Source organism: Microbulbifer maximicatervae (SeqCode), from assembly GCF_052467815.1.
Map to the genome: position 1 here is coordinate 2199372 of NZ_CP174326.1, position 16273 is coordinate 2215644.

At 47.7% G+C, this 16273-nt stretch carries 11 protein-coding genes; 3 read left to right on the forward strand and 8 right to left on the reverse strand.

Features of this window, described 5'->3' with window-relative positions; translation table 11 throughout:
- Nucleotides 1–15: 15 nt before the first annotated feature.
- Nucleotides 16–1797, reverse strand: a complete 1782-nt coding sequence (locus ACJJIW_RS09545; RefSeq protein WP_444937187.1) for a trans-sulfuration enzyme family protein — start codon at nucleotides 1795–1797, stop codon at nucleotides 16–18.
- 1221 nt (nucleotides 1798–3018) lie between these two features.
- Between ACJJIW_RS09545 and ACJJIW_RS09550 the strand changes: the two genes are divergently transcribed.
- Nucleotides 3019–3516, forward strand: a complete 498-nt coding sequence (locus ACJJIW_RS09550) for a hypothetical protein (RefSeq protein WP_444937188.1) — start codon at nucleotides 3019–3021, stop codon at nucleotides 3514–3516.
- Here the strand turns inward: ACJJIW_RS09550 and ACJJIW_RS09555 are convergent.
- From ACJJIW_RS09555 to ACJJIW_RS09565, 3 genes are all read right to left on the reverse strand, one after another.
- On the reverse strand, nucleotides 3510–6071 hold the full coding sequence (locus ACJJIW_RS09555) for a protein kinase domain-containing protein (RefSeq protein ID WP_444937189.1): 2562 nt from the start codon (nucleotides 6069–6071) through the stop codon (nucleotides 3510–3512). The genes ACJJIW_RS09550 and ACJJIW_RS09555 overlap by 7 nt on opposite strands.
- Nucleotides 6072–6197: 126 nt before the next feature.
- Nucleotides 6198–8780 (reverse strand): protein kinase domain-containing protein, encoded by a 2583-nt coding sequence (locus tag ACJJIW_RS09560; protein ID WP_444937190.1) that lies wholly within the window; start codon nucleotides 8778–8780, stop codon nucleotides 6198–6200.
- 106 nt (nucleotides 8781–8886) lie between these two features.
- Nucleotides 8887–9861: an FHA domain-containing protein gene (locus ACJJIW_RS09565; RefSeq protein ID WP_444918206.1), complete on the reverse strand. Its 975-nt coding sequence runs from the start codon at nucleotides 9859–9861 to the stop codon at nucleotides 8887–8889.
- 715 nt (nucleotides 9862–10576) lie between these two features.
- Between ACJJIW_RS09565 and ACJJIW_RS09570 the strand changes: the two genes are divergently transcribed.
- The gene (locus ACJJIW_RS09570; protein WP_444892047.1) at nucleotides 10577–11971 is read left to right on the forward strand and encodes a cytosine permease; all 1395 of its coding nucleotides are present in this window, start codon (nucleotides 10577–10579) and stop codon (nucleotides 11969–11971) included.
- Nucleotides 11972–12020: 49 nt separating this feature from the next.
- Here ACJJIW_RS09570 and ACJJIW_RS09575 read toward each other — a convergent pair whose 3' ends face one another.
- From ACJJIW_RS09575 to ACJJIW_RS09585, 3 genes are all read right to left on the reverse strand, one after another.
- A complete protein-coding gene (locus ACJJIW_RS09575) occupies nucleotides 12021–12584 on the reverse strand; it encodes a YceI family protein (protein WP_282931220.1) in 564 nt (187 codons plus the stop codon).
- A gap of 12 nt (nucleotides 12585–12596) precedes the next feature.
- A complete protein-coding gene (locus ACJJIW_RS09580) occupies nucleotides 12597–13202 on the reverse strand; it encodes a cytochrome b (protein ID WP_444892046.1) in 606 nt (201 codons plus the stop codon).
- A 134-nt stretch (nucleotides 13203–13336) separates the two neighbouring features.
- A complete protein-coding gene (locus ACJJIW_RS09585; protein WP_413663348.1) occupies nucleotides 13337–14005 on the reverse strand; it encodes a hypothetical protein in 669 nt (222 codons plus the stop codon).
- Between the two features lie 570 nt (nucleotides 14006–14575).
- On the opposite strand from ACJJIW_RS09585, the gene yihG reads away from it, so the two are divergent.
- On the forward strand, nucleotides 14576–15478 hold the full coding sequence (gene yihG, locus ACJJIW_RS09590) for a 1-acylglycerol-3-phosphate O-acyltransferase, YihG family (protein WP_282931223.1): 903 nt from the start codon (nucleotides 14576–14578) through the stop codon (nucleotides 15476–15478).
- 52 nt (nucleotides 15479–15530) lie between these two features.
- Here the strand turns inward: yihG and ACJJIW_RS09595 are convergent, their stop codons facing one another.
- Nucleotides 15531–15968: a host attachment protein gene (locus ACJJIW_RS09595; RefSeq protein ID WP_282931224.1), complete on the reverse strand. Its 438-nt coding sequence runs from the start codon at nucleotides 15966–15968 to the stop codon at nucleotides 15531–15533.
- Between the last annotated feature and the right edge of the window lie 305 nt (nucleotides 15969–16273).

Genomic DNA, 16273 nt, shown 5'->3' on the forward strand with positions numbered 1-16273 from the left:
ATTTGTTTTGGATGGTTAGAGATAGTCCACAATTTTTGGCTGTGTCTCTATCACTTTTTGGTGCGACTCGAGATAAAAGCGGCTGAAGAGTTTGTCGGCTTCTTCCGGGGCGATAAAGCCCTCGCTAAAATCAGGGCTAACTGGATCGAGATGCAGGCGCGCGCAGTTGATCACATGAGCGGCCATCTGCGCCATATTTTCATCCCCAACAGAAATTCGGATGGTGGTTGGGAATATACCCGCCGCTTCCATCGCTTCAGGTGATAGCTCTGAGTGAGATGTCAGGGCAGGGCAGAGCACCATGGTATTTGTCTGGCCCAAGCTCACCATCTGCCCGAAAGCGGGCTCCAGCGCGTCAAAGAAACTTTTAAAGGCTTCGGTGGGAATTTGCGCAGCTTCCATGTCAATGCTGAATAATGGTGTGGGGAACTGGTAGCGCATCAGCGATTCTCGCAGCCCGGAATTGGGATGGGTTTCCACTGCATGGCTGTTGACACGAATCTTGCTGTGACTGGCAAAGAAATGGCTGAGGCTCAAAGTATTAATACACTTGGTGAGCATACGCATTTCCAAGGTGCGCATACCGCAATGCACTTCCCAGGCCTTGTCTGCATCCAGGAAAGCCCCCTTGATGTAATAAACATCCCAGAACATGCACTGATCCCAATTAAGGCCTTTTGCGCTGTCGCCTTTAGGGATAAACATGCGGTGGTTTTCGCCGATAACCACACCGGCAGTGGCGGCGCCGGTGCCACCGATATCCTTGGTGTAGGAGTGAACAACAAAATCCGGTCTCTCTTCCCTATCTTTGCGGCGTAGTGGCTGATATAGAAAAGGGGTTGCCAGGGTGGCATCCAGGCTTACCAGGATATTTTCCCGGTGAGCGGTTTTACAAATAGCCGGTGCATCCAGCATGATCCCGTGGGGATTGCATGGCGATTCAATATAGACATGTATTTTTGCTCCGGCACTGATTGCGTCTGCGTATGCTTGCTGGGTATCAGCCAGTAGCTTTTCGAACTCTTCACCGGTAGTGCCATCAAACCAGGCCAGATTGATAGACAGTTTATCTTTGCGGGCGTAGAAATCCTGTAACAGCTGGTGAGTGCCGCCATAGATATTCCTGGAAACAATTAAGATATCCCCGTGGCGCAATTGATTTGACAGGAGTGCATCGATTGCAGCCATACCGGAATTAAAATTCCAGGCCATATATTCACTGGCTTCAGGTCCGCATTCCAAATCCACAATAGCATTGGCCAGGGAAATGGAAGTGGGGTTGAGTAAACGTGAATAAATATCGTGGCTCGGCTCGCGCCCACGGAAAGCATCGTCCACCCACTCGGTGCAGGCATAAATGTAAGTTGCTGTGCGGGCAATTACCGGGGTTGCAGAAAAAATAGCGGGAATATTATCGAACAGGGGGTAACCGCCCCGTGTGGTGATATTAAAGTCGTCCCCTTGCAGGCTTTGAAAGCTGGCTCGCAATGGGTTTTGTAAGGTGTCCAATAATTTCGCCAGCTGGAAACTCATAAAGCGCTTGGCATTGAAATAGGCAATCTTGTCAGACTTGTCCAAGCGCTGGAGTGTGTCCGTTACCTGGCTCCACAGCTGGCTCAGATTTCCTTGTGCCTGGTAGAGCAGGGTTGCGGTTTGTTCTAACAGTTTTCCATGTTCTGATTCACTATCAATACAAAAGTGCTGCAATTGCTCTTTTGACAGCTCATCAATATTTTTTGCCTCGGTGCTGTTGCGGCGGGGAGAGAGAATTTTTACATCTTCTAGGTTCGCTTCCATTGTGTCCTCACTACGTGATGCTTTTTGTTATATGGTGACTCTAACAGTCCTGTGCGGCGCATAAAACACTTGGCGAGTAATTAGTGTGTAATTTGCTGTGTTTTGGCGTGATCGATCTGTAATTTGGAAATCTGTACAGTAGCTTCCAGTTGAGGGGGTAGGTGGCTGTGATAATGGTTACCTCGCCATGGAAAGGCAGCCCCCACAATTTTCGAAAGGATTTAATTTCCTTGCCCCCTCAGGTGGCGTGAGGAAACAAAGGAATTCAGCGCAAGCTGAACGGTCAAGCTGGAATCGACAGGTGTAGAGTCTTAGTCGATCCATCTTGGATGAGCTTGTCCGGGCATGGATGCCAAATTTTGCTCTTGATAGTGTTGTTGTAACCGTCGATGGTTGGGACCATCATTTCGGGCCGGCAGTTTTGTGACTGCCGGCTTTTTTTATTTTCTGATTTAGTTGTAAAGGTTATTGCTTGGCTAAAGAGATTGTCTGCCATTGGTTTTGCTGAATAGCTTTGAATAAACATTTTTGGTGTGGCCTTGATAAGAATAAATTATCTGAGGGGGCGTTAGTCTCTTTCAGTAAGAGTTCAAAATATTTTTATATTTATTTTAATAATATAGCGTCTTATCTTTATTTAGATATTCACGTGATGGGGAAGGAAAAACTTTTCCACTCTTCTTTTTTCTTTTATTATGAATTTATCGTGTAATTATTTTGGCATATGATGACTTTATGCCTTTCAACAAATATATTTTGCGAAATTATCTGTAATGGCGTGTGATCGACCTGTAATCCTTAAGTATGTACATTGTGTTCCAGTTGAGGGGGGTAGGTGCTTGTGGGAACAATTACCTCGCCATGGAAAGGCAGCCCGCAGCAAAATTCGGATAGATTTACTTACCCCTTATCCCCAATGTGATGCCAGGGGTTGAAGGGGGGGGGCACAGGCTGAGTGGCCAAGCTGGGATCGATAGGTGCAAAGTCTTAATCGAGTCAATTGGATAGGGTTGCCCGGGCACGGGTGCCAAATTTTGCGCTTGATAAGATTGTTGTAGCCGTCGATGGTCGAAGCCATCAATCAGGGGCGGTAAGTTTCAGCCCTGCTGGATGATTTAAGATTGGGGCTGGTTATGATGACGCAGTCACGGACGTAGTTTACACAAGATAATACGCCCTTTGGTGACACCATATAACAAATTTTTAGAGGGGAATGGAAATATGGTCAATTGTGCTGACCTACCTGTACTTGACGTGAAGGTGCCTAAAGAAGGGTTAAAGCTAGATTTGGTTCTTCAGCCTAAAGAGCAAGAAGATGGTAAGCCTCAATACTGGCCGCTGTTTAATGCGGCTAACCCTGAAGAGCACTTTGGCAATATGCACTTCAAAATCCATAAGCGTGCAGTATTGACTCTGGAGGTGACTCTGGATTTATCGCAAGTACCGGGTCGTGAGTTGGAGTTTGTTCGCTATCGTCAGAACCATAAGTTAGATGGTCTTATTGCCCTGAGCCCGGATTTTCGTCACCAGTTCCGTGCTCGCGCTAAAGAGGTGGATGGCGAATTCACTAAACTGATTATTAAAATCAGGGATAGAGAGGATATCCCCGATAACTTCTCTTTCCTGTGGATGTGCGTGGATGCGGAAACCGGTGTGCACTTTGTCTCTGGGGATCCAGATGCGCAGATTGATCCTTATCCGGTTAACGACCCTCAATAATTGCAGATAGTTTGTAAAACCTTTTGTGATGTCTGAGGCTGGGTGCAGAGCTTTTGAAACGCTGGCAGGGCAAACCACTCTGCGCCCATGCCTTGCTCGATTAACTCTTCAATATAGTAGTTTGCTGATCGCCATTCCTCAGAAAGGGCATAAATAAGAGCTGCACTATACTTGATGTCAGTTTCATCTTGGTTCAGCTTAAGCAATTTATTGAGTATTACTATTGATTCGGCATGCCGGTTGAGGTTGGCCAGGGCTATGGCTCGAAATCGATATTTTTGGGTGTTCAGTCCTTCATTTTCAATGTTTGAGGTTATTTGAAGTATTTTTTCATATCCATTGATTGCAAGCTGGTTGTTTCCTAGCATTTGATGAGTTTCTGCAACTTGATAAATTGCAGTTAAATTGTTCGGGGATATAGATATAACTTTTCTATATTTTTCCAGCGCCAGCTGATACTTTCCTTGAAGGAAATACACCACTCCCAAGTTGGCTTCAGAACTTAATGTTCGGAACTGTTCTGGGATCGTAGTGATAGCCCTCTTGGCTCGCTCCAGATTACCTTGCTCTAACTCAATAACTCCAATAACTGCGTAAGCAGACCAAAACTCTGGATACTTATCTAAAAGATCGTTTAAGGTTTTGCGTGCATCATTATAGTTTGCAATCTGAATCTGGTTTATCGCAACTATGTATAGATTGTGTGCAGAAGGATTTAGGGCTGAGGCTTGCTCTGCATAATAAAGGCCTTGCTTATAATTTCCTTGGGAATAATGGAATCGGGCATACTGTGCAAGTAGATGTGCTGAGGGATACCCTTTAGCCTGGAGCCTGCTTAAAATTGACTCAAACCCTTCTCTGTCTGTACCTGTGGATTTAATGTAGAGTTGAGCTTCAAGAAGAACACTTTTATCTGTGCTGGTAGATTCTGCGCTGGCCAATATTCCAAGTGCTGAAGTCAATAACTTACTATCATTGGTCGAAAGATATAGTTTGGTGGCAATACTAGCATAAAGTGAATATAGGTTTGAGTTCTTTGGGTACTTGCCTATTAGCTCTTTTGAAGCTTCCAGGTCGGCAGGCTCCGTTGCCGTAGTGGCAAGTTTAGAGAGGATGTGAAGGTAGTGATTATAGTCCTCGGGTGACATTCGGATATCAGAGCCGGGTTCCCTATGGTATCTTTTGGGGAATAAGTCTATAGCACTATTTCGAATAGAGTATTGGGCTTCTTGTCTTAGCTGGCCAGGTAAAAAAGCAAAAGCAGTTTGCTTTTTTACCTGTTTGTCAAGAGGGTTAATAACCTGTATTTCAATATTGCAACGGGACTGTACGCAATCTAATCGAGCAGATAACGCATCCGTAATGCCTTGCGCTCCAAGATGCCGGAGCTGCTCATTTAAAGTGGCCTCTCTTCTAGGGATATAGCTTACAAGAGCACTGGACTTTAGGTGGCTGGGGGTGCTCATAAGCGCTTGGCGCACCATTGCTTTTACTAAGCTGTCTGTACTCTCATCAATTGTTTTGCCGCTTAATTCGATAGGAAGAATTGCGATATATTGTGGCGGTAGACGAGAATAGGTTTTCCATCCCCAAAAGCCAGTAGCGCCCAGTGCAATTAGAGCAACTAAAAATGACGTGAGACGGCGATGTTTCTTGCGTGGTTTAATAAGTAACTGCGTTACTGTTTCAGAGTATTGTTGGGTGTCAGCATCAATGCCATGATGGCGGACTAAAGAAAGAGCCTCGAAAACTTGCTGGGCAGAGTCTGGACGTTGCTCGGGGCGCTTACTCAAGAGTCTATCGAGTAGTGCTACAAGTGGCTTAGGTATTTCTGGCCAGTGGGTTTGTGGAGGAATATGGGGAGCGCTACAGATTTGTTGGGCAAATGCCAGCGCATTTAAGTCCCCGCGTTCAAAGGGCTTGTTGTTGCAAAGCAGTTCGTAAGCAATACTGCCCAAGCTAAACAAGTCACTCCGAGCATCCAGAGGGGCACCTTGAACCTGCTCTGGGGACATCGCCTGAATGCTGCCAGCAATATGATCCTCTCTGGTCAGCTGTTGATCACAGTCCAGCGCTTTGGCGATGCCAAAGTCAGTAATCTTTGCTACGCCATCATTAGTGACAAGGATATTTTCCAGCTTAAGATCGCGATGAATAATACCTAGGGAGTGAGCTTTACTGAGCCCTTGACATATTTGCATCAATAAATCGAGCTTTATTGCCAGGGTAGGGCTGTTTTCGCGAAGCCATTCTTTAAGAGTGACGCCTTCAACCAGCTCCATAACCAGGGCGATACCGGTATTCTCCTCCAGTACGTCATAAAGCCGCACAATATTTGGGTGATTCAACCTGGCTAAAAGTTCAGCTTCGCTGCGAAAACGGGCCTCTGCAGAATTTCCACTTAAGTCAGAGCGGAGGCGCTTAATAGCTACTTTTCGCCGAAGTTTGACATCTTCGGCCAAGTAAACAACCCCCATACCACCAGCACCCAGGGTGCGCTCAACCCTGTAACGGCCTTGATATTCCTCAGTTTTCTCCAACGCAACTACGTCCATTGTATTGTATTCTTCTCGGATGGATAGGGGATTTTACCTGATAGTACAATTTCGTGAAGGCATCTGTCCCCTCTTAAAGGGAAATGGTTCACGTTATTCCATTCTGTTTGATTTGTTTTTGACTGTTTAAGTGTCAGTCCTGTCAGAGCATAAGGTAGGGTATCTGGCGCGTATATCATCAAAACTTGCCAGAGTACAAATAGGTTGAAAGCCAATTGTTGTGAACCAGACTGGAGCCATGCCTAACTCCAAAGTTTTTCGTATATAGGCTTTGGCGGAAAGCATATCGCCGCAGGCCATGTAAACCTGGGCGCGGCTGTAATTGACAAATAGGCCGTCTGGAGCGGTGTTATCCATCTTTAATAGTGTCTCAATGGCTTGCTCACCCTGCCCCAGTTCAGAATAGGCCTTTGCCCGCAGTAACAGTCCAAGCCAGTCCTCCTGCTTTTGTGCCAAGGTTAGGGCGCGCTGGGCAAATTCTTGTGATTGCAGCTGTCTATTTTCCAGGCGGGCAATCTCTGCCAGCAGCAGATATACGTGGGGATCGTTAGGGGCCCGTTCAGCAACATGACTCAGGCAGTTTTTTGTATCCTGCAGCTGCTGTTCGATGTAATAGGACAAGCAAAGGTTGAAGGTATCCCGGTCTCCTAAATGCTTTAAGCCCACCTCACTAAGGAGCCGGATAGACTCTTTGGGTCGGCCTGAATCCAATTCATTGGCTGCAAGCAAGGAGATAGCATCAATATATTGATTGTTGAGACGGATGGCCTGTAAAAGATGAGGCCTCGCTTTTTCCATTTGCCCCATCAGGGTCAGGGTCAAAGCCTTTTGGCGAAGATAAAGAGGGCTGGTTCGAATGTTGAGTGCTTGGTTAATGACTTCAAGCGCACGGTTGTAATTCCCCCCTCGCTGATAGGCTTTCGCGCGCAGGAAGTAGTAGAGAGCCTGATCAGGTAGTTGCAGCTTTAGTTTTGCAAGTAAGGACTCTGTAAGCTCTGTATCTGCCAGGAAGATGGCAATACGCAACTTAGTGATCAACACCGTTGGGTGGTTGGAAATCTTTGTTGGTATGTTGTTGAGAAGCCCTGTGAGTCGGCCGCGTATTTTGGTATCCCGCGAGTGATATAGGTGGGTGGCTAATAGATCCGCTAACAGTTCATAGTAGGAGGGGAAGTAGGGGTTCCTTTTTAGCAGAGCCTCAACTTTGGTAATTGCCTCGGCAACATTAGCTTCATTATTGCGCTGTTCGAATATCTCGAGGTATTGCTGGTAATCTTCAGGGCTAAGGCTGAACTGAACTCTTAGGCTTCCTGTTGGGTGGTTGGGAAGTAGATAGTGCAGTTGCTGCAAGACACGTGCGCGGCTCTCCAGCGGTGCATCCAGGTTCAGCATGGCACTACGGTTGGCGACTTCAGCAAACCCCTCGGTTTCTATAAGGGCAAATGAAGCTTCACAGGCGGCGGCCTCACAGTTTAGGGCAAATTGCATCAGCAGCTGTGCGTTGAGCGCTTGCGCCTGCTCCCGCAAAGGCTTGCCTTTTAGTTGCTGGGATTCCGAATAGGGTACCAGTAGTAGCGCTGGTTGATCGGAAAGCCCCTGTTTGATGGAGCTGAGAAGGTTATTGGCCAGTAGCTTTTCCTCTCGGCTGCGCAGGTTTGATAAGTCTGGCTCAATAATCGCAATGTACTTTGCCGAGGGTTCTTTACTTCCCCATAGAGAAAGTTCAGGAAAAACAGCGGCGGTTAAGCCGAGTAACATCGCACCGGATGCCAGGAGTATGCCGGCTAGAAGTTTGTGTCCTTTGTTTGTACGTCGATGTTGTACATGAAAGTCTTCCGTGGTGATCGTGATGTCATGGTCATCGGCGGTTTCATGATCCGATGTTAATTGGCTCAGTATCACATCCAAATTGGTGGCTACAACGGCAGCACTGACGGGGCGTTTGTCCGGGTTTTTGGCCAGCAGCTTATCCAGTAACTTGCACAGCGCCGTAGGAAGTCCGGGGTTTATGGCCCCTGCGGGTGGGTGCGGGTTGTTGATGATCCGATCGATAATAATGTATGGGCTTCCATGCTTGCCGAAGGGAGGCTGATCACACAGTAGGTGATAGGCGAGCATTCCCAGGGCAAATAAGTCACAGCGGTTATCCAGATTCTCGCCGAGGGCCTGCTCGGGAGACATTGCGTACCAGCTGCCAGCGATATGCTGCTCGCGGGTAATTTCTTTCGTATCCTGCCAGCTCCGCGCAATTCCAAAATCAGCGATTTTTGCGATGTTATTGCTGTCAATAAGGATGTTGTCAGCTTTCAAGTCGCGGTGAATAATTCCGGCAGCATGGGCACGCGCAAGACCGGCAGTGATTTGCTTGAGTAGCTGGATTTTCTGGCGGAGGCTGGGGTTAAACTCCCGTGCCCAATAGGTGAGTGGGCGGCCATCAACATACTCCATAACCAGGGCTACATCGTTCTGCTCCTCAACAACATCATAAATTTGTACGATATGGTTGTGGTTTAGTTGTGCGAGCAGTAATGCTTCCTGGCGAATTCGCCGTGAGGCAGATTCGTCTTCAGGGTTGTTGAGCAATCGCTTTATAGCGACCTCTCGGTTAAGTCGCTCATCTTTGGCGAGGTACACAACTCCCATTCCCCCGGCTCCAAGCTGCCTGATGATCTTGTACCGGCCGATATAAGAGGGTGGTTGCGCTGACATTGTAATTCTTGCCGAGGGATAAGAGATTCAGCTCCGCCACCCTGGCAAATAATTACTGAATAGATAATAAGGGGCTTAGCCTTAAGCCCCCTTTCTGGAGATGAAGCTATACCGTTTCCGGCTCTGCTCTTGCCTCGAGTTGGTTGCCTTTATAAATTTCGAATTGCGGGCAACCAATACGGATTTCCCAGGATCGACGCTCTACCAGGCTCGATGTATCCACTGCATCAGGTAGGGATTCAGAGATTTGTTTGCGGGCGCGGAAAATTTGGGTGTTTAAGTGGTTAACAGTGATACCCAGCTCGTGAGTGGCTACCTGAATAGAAACCCAGCCCTGGGAGTCAGTGTCCATGCCGCTCTGCATATCTTTGTGGCGGGCACGAGCAAGGTACAACAAGAGATAGTTGTGGATTCTTGCTGGTAAGGATTGCTTCATGCCTTCCCGCTGAAGTTGTAACTGCACATGCTCTTCGTGGGAACTCACAGAGAACTTCAGCTCAAAGTCGATAATAGACAGTTGTTGCAGTGACAACTCTTTCGTTGCCCCTTGGTTGTCCGCCAGGAAGAGCTGCCAGCTATGCAGGCCGCAATCGATACGATCGCCATGATTTACCAGGATCTTATCGCCGTCCTCAGCAGATGGGCCGGTGAACTCGTACAACCACTGTCCTGTTAGGGGGCTGTACTGAAGACTGGCGAGAGGCTCATTTTCGTCGGGCAGCAGGTGGTATTGTTCCAGCGGTTGTGCCTCGCCGGAGTGAATATCGATCAGCAAATTCTCGGGAGCGTCGAGGTTTTCGACGATCCAGGCTGGGTTATTAGCCCGGCCAAAAGCGATTTTGTCACCGGTCTGGAGTGGGTAGCTCTTAGCGGGCACCAGCTGCTGGCCATTTAGCCAGGTACCATTGCGACTCAAGTCGCGAATATTCCAATGAGTACCGGTCCACTGCACTGCGGCATGGATGCCCGATATCTCAGCACTTGTGATTCTTGTGTCTACTGCACCCTGCCGGCGCCCAATGGTGTGGTGTGCCATTAAGTAAACTGGTTGTTCCCTATCTGGATGCTGTAAGCAAGCCATATTCCTACCCTTCTGCCGTGGCCAACTCAAGTTGTGGCCTGATTGCGACAAAGCTCATTCATACTGGTGGATGCCCGCTGTGCTTGTCCTGCGAATACCTCAGCAGTACGGAGTCTTGGCTTACCATCTGCGGCGATTATTTCCCTTGAGCTGAGACACTACTTGTTGTGATGGGCGCTGCTCTGCGCCGCTGTCTCACTGCTTGTCTCGGAGAGGATTGCCCCAGTTCTGAATGATTTAGTCACTACGATTTTTGGAAATTGTTCTATTTTTGCGCTCCCTTGATAACTGTCTCTAGAGGGAGTGCAATAATTGTCAGTAATTGCTTCCATTTTCGCTGAAAAGTTGTGCCGCCGTCAAAAATCTTAAAGACCTTTTCGTACTTTTACTTGTGACTTGGTTAATGTTCTCCAAGTACACGGCTGCACACTAGTTTAATGGATACTTACATGCATCTTTGTCGATCGCATCTTCTTTAATCGATGGCTACACAATATATTTCACAGTTGTGCGCCAGTGCTAGCGGCATTACTGCTAATTTGGTAAATGGATACCACTTTTACTGTTATTGAAAATAAGTCTCAATTGTAAAAGAGAATATATATTATTAACTGTTAAATTTGGCACTTATGACGGCTTGTATGTCATTGTTGAAAAGGTTGATTTGAAGTAGCTGCTTTGGCGCGTTATTAATCAAATGCACTTAGGTGACACTTTGCAGCTAAAGAATGAAAATTTAGCGGTGGTGAAGCCCGAAGCAAAACGCTGGGGCACTCTGACGATCTTTAACCTTTGGGCCAACGCTGCACAAAGTCTCGCTGGCTATACCCTGGCGGCAACTCTATTCCTCGGTCCCAATACGAATGCTTGGCTGGTTCTCGCTGGGATCGCTATTGCAGCAATTTTAATTATCATCTTATTAAATTTAATCGGTGAACCGAGTGTTAAATACGGTATACCGTTTCCTGTATTGGCCAGGGCGAGTATGGGGATCCGAGGTGCTAACGTCCCTGCGTTGCTTCGGGGGAGCGTGGCAATATTTTGGTACGGTGCGCAGACTTGGTTTGCTGCCCATGCCATGTCTTTGTTGCTGAGAGAGTGGTGGCCACAAGCTGTCGGAGGGCAGTGGCTGGCAATGGACCGGATCGATTGGGCTTCCCTCGTACTTGTCTCCTTATTTCAGGCTCTTCTATTTTTCAAAGGTATCAATACGATCCGTTGGTTTATCAACCTGGCTGCGCCATGTGTCTATGGAGTGATGCTCGCGCTGTTGTGGATGCTAGTGGTTCGAAGTGACGGACAGTTTGTATTTGCAGTTGCTACTTTCTTTGATCGGTCTATAGCATCCTGGGGCGATGGCTTGGTCCAGCTCATCAAAGTCACAGGTACTATGTTGGCTCTCTATGCGCCGATAATCCTAAGTTACGGAGATTTTGCTCGTTTCTGTAAGAACGAGTCTGTTATGCGAAGGGGGAATTGGCTGGGAATCACTATAAACATGACTGGCTTTGCGATAATTGTTCTGTTCACCACTATCGCCGCCCAGTCAGTTTTCCACCAGAACTTGGCAAACCCCACTGATATCGTGCAGAAGCTTGGGAATCTGGAGCTGTCATTGATCGCCGCGGTTGTTTTTTTTACAGCAACGGCCGGTATCAATGTGGTGGCGAACTTTGTGGCTCCAGTTAACGATATTTCAAATTTTCTGCCAAAGTACCTGGGGTTTCGCAGGGCGGCATTGATAACGCTGTTTCTGGCCTTTCTGATTAGTGCTTTGTGGCCCGCTGTTATCAAACAAATCGGTTTAGTGGCGTTCGTAAACTGGGTGGGGGTTTTTCTGGCGCCTGCCTACGGTGTCATATTGTCTCACTACTACTTAGTAGAGAAGCGCCAGATGGATGTAGGGCAGTTGTATTACAGCGAAAGTGATGGGCGTTATTACTATTTCTGTGGCTGGAACCCGCGAGCACTGCTGACTTTATTGGGGACATGTATTGTCATCACAATGCTAGCTTTTTTCTTACCGAAAGGGTTGATGGCAGGCGTCGACTGGCTATTGGCTGCGGCTGCTGCTTGCGTAGTTTATTGGAGTGTTGCGAAGCGCAGTTAGGGGGGAGCCCGGAGGTATTTCCGGGCTCAGGGGGCGTACTTTTTTGTTGTTAGATACGGATACCTTCGATATCCAGGATCATCTCAACTTTCTGGGAGGCTGGGCCTAGGGATTTGATACCGAATTCTTTCAGCTCGAACTCAGTGGTTCCACTGAAGCCCTGGCGGTAGCCACCCCAAGGGTCTTTACCGCCACCGATATTGGTAACGTCAATTGTGATTGGCTTAGTGATACCGCGGAGGGTCAGTTCGCCATTTAGACGGGCTTTGCCGTCTTCCAAAGGTTCAAAGCTAGTGCTCTTAAAAGTAGCAGTGGGGAATTTGGCAGCGTCGAGGAAGTCATCGCTGCGCAGGTGCTTGTCGCGCTCAGCGTGATTGCTATTGAGGCTGGTTACATCGATGTCGACATTGATAGAAGATTTTTCCGGCTGCTTTTCATCGTAAAAGAAGGAGCCGTTGAAGTCATCGAAACGGCCGTATAGCCAGCTGTATCCAAGGTGCTTGATACGAAACTGCACAAAAGCGTGAGCCCCTTTGGTGTCGATTTTGTATTCCGCTGCTTGAGCTACAGTCCCCATCAGAGCTGCAATAAGAAATACAGAGAGCTTCTTCATGTCATTTTTTCCTTATTTGGTGGTTGAGAGTGTTGTTTGTACGTGTGAGTGATTGTCTGTAGAACTTTTTACACGGATGCCGATGATTCTGCGCAGTGTGCCGTCACGGTCAATAAAGTGGTGCTTGAGGGCTGCCAAGACATGTGCTGCTACGAGTCCAATCAGGCCCCAGGCAAGGATTTCGTGGATAGATCCCGCAATGTCTTCCTGATTGGGAATTCCTTGTAAGGTTGCAGGGATGCTCACTATGCCGAAGACATCGATAGGGCGGCCATCGGCGGTAGAAATCAGATAGCCGGAAACCATGATTGCCAGTAGTAACAGGTAAATCAGTCCATGAGTGGCGGTGGCGGCAAATTTCTGCCAGTTGGGAGTTTGGGGGTTGCTCGCCGGAGATGGGTTGGCAAAGCGCCAAGCCAGCCTGAAGAGTAGAAACACAAGCAGGATGATGCCTACCCCTTTGTGAATTTCAGGGCCTCGTTGATACCATGGATCGTAGTAGGATAGCTGGCGCATCCACCAACCGAGAATAAAAGTCCCTATGATCGCAGGGGCCATTATCCAATGGAGGACGATGGCTACCCAGCCGTAGCTGGAGGAGCTGTTTTTGGCCTGCACTTCTCTCTCCTATTGGTAGTACGTCACACTTAGATTTGCTAAGTGCCACTAGGGTACAGCCTTTGGGCTCTACCACCAATGGGGAGTTCATGAGTATGGGAAAGGAGTCAAAGGTGTTAGTAGGTAATGCCGCGCTATATCGAGCGCCCCGGAGAGCTTTCGCGCTCGGCCGCCTGAAGGATGCGCTCACAAGATAGCCGATCAAGCGCGGAAGAGCGCTGTGCCAGTTGGTCCGCCAGCCAGCTGGTGGAGTGCTCTTCATCCCCAAGGGCTAGTTGTTCCAGCTGCCAGATAACATTCAGTAGGGTCTCACGCTCAAACCCGGTCTCAACCGCCTGGCTGGTAAACAGATGGGGTTCCAGTTGTTCCAAATCGTTGCGCTTGAGCACTAACTCCGCATAGGTAGGGTACCAGCGGCTGCTAAACGGTTCTGGCCGCTGGTGGTAGTCGAAGGTGATTCGCAGCCGGTTTCCGTCGGCATCTTCCAGAAGCGGGGTGTCATGTTCGTAGGCGGGCAGCGCTGGATTGTTCCGCAAGATATCCACGATGGCGTGCCAGTCACTGGCATTTTCGTAACAGAGCCGGACGGGCTCTACCAGTTCACGGGTCCCCTTGTGATCTTCCAAGGACAGTTTTTGGCCTGGACGGTACCAGTACAGGTTAAGAAGCTGCTCATCGGCCAGGTCTGCAAGATGTGCACTGGTTAGTGGCTCTTCAGACAATGCACTCAGGTGGTCAACGGCCTGCTGTACGCTGAGCCATTGCTTGCGGTGGAAGTGTTGCTTATTACCTGTAATTCCCATTCTATTCTCCCGGCGCAATTCTACGACCTGGAGCCCCAAGTTTAGCAGGATGCAATGCTGCTCCAGTTACTATCGTGCCTTTGCGGCGTGGGAAGATAAAAGTTACTAATTCATGGTTATAGAAAGGGTACAATGGCGCCTTTTCATATCCAGGACATACTGAAAAAATGAGGCCGCTCACCGGGCTGCTGTCACTGGTTTTATCCGTGCAGTTTGCGCTGATGTATCGCCGATAGATTCAGACTATTCAGTCAAAAAATATGGAGTTGAAATGCGTGTTACTCTCCCAGAGTTGCAGCGGTTTGATATTGCCTCTGGCGCGGCTAAAGCCTAGGCGCTCGGCGCATGAATTTATTGTAGTGGAGCAGTTTCCCATGAGCCATAAATATACACAGCCATGTTAATTGCGATAGGCAGCCTGTAGCCCGGATTATGTAAATACACTGATGAGAGCAGAGTCCGCTTAGTTTTTGATAAGTGGATTTCAAGATATTAAAAAAGAAACGGGTAACCTGTGAATATGGCGTGACAGCCTGACCTGTAAGCCCGGAAAATTAAAAGAGCCTTTAGATGTTTAACTTTCTCCCCTCGTTTTTACTGTTGGTCATATCTTCGGTGTTGCTGGCCATTAGCACATTGGTTTGTGCAGCCCCCATACTCTTGTTTTCAGTTTTTAGGTTTATTCTCCCTTTTGCCTTTCTGCAAAAACTTTTCATGGGTTTTTTTATTTCTTGGGCAGAAATGTGGATAACCCTAAATAAAGGCTGGATGAAGCTAACCCAAAGAGCCCAGGTGGATGTACAGGGGATAGAGCATCTCGATCAACATGGATGGTATCTGGTCACAGCGAACCATCAAAGCTGGGTTGATATCTTTATTATGCAGTCGATTTTTAATCGAAGAATTCCATTCCTGAAATTTTTTGTGAAGCAAGAGTTGATCAAAGTTCCTGTGATTGGAATGTGCTGGTGGGCACTCGACTTTCCATTTATGAAGCGTTACAGCAAAGAATTTTTGAAAAAACATCCAGAGATGCGCGGTAAGGATCTTGAAGCGACGAAAAAATCTTGCGAAAAGTTTAAACTAATGCCCACCAGTATTATGAACTTCCTTGAAGGAACAAGGTTTAGCAAAGAGAAGCATCAAAGACAGCAATCGCCTTTCAAACATCTTCTAAAGCCCAAGTCCGGAGGGATTGCTTTTGCAATGCACTGTATGGGTGAGCAGTTGAACCAGCTACTGAATGTCACCATTGTTTACCCTGATGGTATACCTACTTTTAAAGATTTCCTTTCTGGTAAGTTAAAGAAAGTGATTGTTCGTATTGAGAAAGTCCAGTTGCCCAGCCGGTTTTTTGAGAGAGACTACGCAACCGATCAGGAGTTTCGGGTGGAGTTTAATCAGTGGGTAAATGAGTTATGGACTGAAAAGGATGCCCTGATTGATAAACTTTTAACAGAAAGCAGGGCTTAAGTGGGGTTCGTAGAGAGGTTCACTCGTGAGCCTCTCTACTGGCCGAACGTTACTATAGCCAAATAGGGAGCTGAGCCCGGATCTCCTCGGGTTCACAAGCCACCAGATTTTTTCCTGTTTCTCCTGCTATTGTTGCGCGGGTTGGAGATTTCAAGGCATCCCTCAAGCTGCCAACCATATAGGGTTCTGCGACAATATACAGCTTTTCGTACTGGCCCTCCTGTCTTCCCCTCTCCAGGGTATGTGCAATTTCTCTGGCGAAATTCTCACCTTCACGGCGATGTAATCCTGCAGAATTACCTACTGAGTGCCTTCCTTGACCATAGCTGTCGAAAGTGCGTCCGGGCGCATCACTCTCTTGGTCTCTTCCAGAGAGCCGTGATTCTGGATGGAGAAGTGCCTGGATTTCATTGAGATTTCCCGCGCGTTTGTTGGCTTCAAAAATTCGCGCTTGGGACTGGTTAGCCACAAGGACCCATGCTAAGGCCATGAACATATCCTCGTTTAACTGCCTTATTTAATCCTAGTAAATAGCCATATTGGCCACGAGCCCTGGTTGCTTATTGATGGATATGGAGGTGGAAATTCTCTTTAGGTGCACTTGGAAAGGAAGTTTTTAATATTTATATGTACAAAAGAAATATACGACAGCTCTCATATTCAATTTGTAATGGCTTTTATCGGCACTTAATCCCTTCGTTTGTCGCAGTATTTCCTAGACTGTACTCAAGATGTAACAGGCGCAAGACGGACTCTTGAGTTTTCTGGCGCCTTTTGCGGCTTAGCGTAAAAAGA

Coding starts and splice junctions, on each gene's coding strand:
- ACJJIW_RS09545 (WP_444937187.1), bottom strand. CDS start 1,797: ATGGAAGCGAACCTAGAAGATGTAAAAATTCTCTCTCCCCGCCGCAAC.
- ACJJIW_RS09550 (WP_444937188.1), top strand. CDS start 3,019: ATGGTCAATTGTGCTGACCTACCTGTACTTGACGTGAAGGTGCCTAAA.
- ACJJIW_RS09555 (WP_444937189.1), bottom strand. CDS start 6,071: ATGGACGTAGTTGCGTTGGAGAAAACTGAGGAATATCAAGGCCGTTAC.
- ACJJIW_RS09560 (WP_444937190.1), bottom strand. CDS start 8,780: ATGTCAGCGCAACCACCCTCTTATATCGGCCGGTACAAGATCATCAGG.
- ACJJIW_RS09565 (WP_444918206.1), bottom strand. CDS start 9,861: ATGGCTTGCTTACAGCATCCAGATAGGGAACAACCAGTTTACTTAATG.
- ACJJIW_RS09575 (WP_282931220.1), bottom strand. CDS start 12,584: ATGAAGAAGCTCTCTGTATTTCTTATTGCAGCTCTGATGGGGACTGTA.
- ACJJIW_RS09585 (WP_413663348.1), bottom strand. CDS start 14,005: ATGGGAATTACAGGTAATAAGCAACACTTCCACCGCAAGCAATGGCTC.
- yihG (WP_282931223.1), top strand. CDS start 14,576: ATGTTTAACTTTCTCCCCTCGTTTTTACTGTTGGTCATATCTTCGGTG.
- ACJJIW_RS09595 (WP_282931224.1), bottom strand. CDS start 15,968: ATGGCCTTAGCATGGGTCCTTGTGGCTAACCAGTCCCAAGCGCGAATT.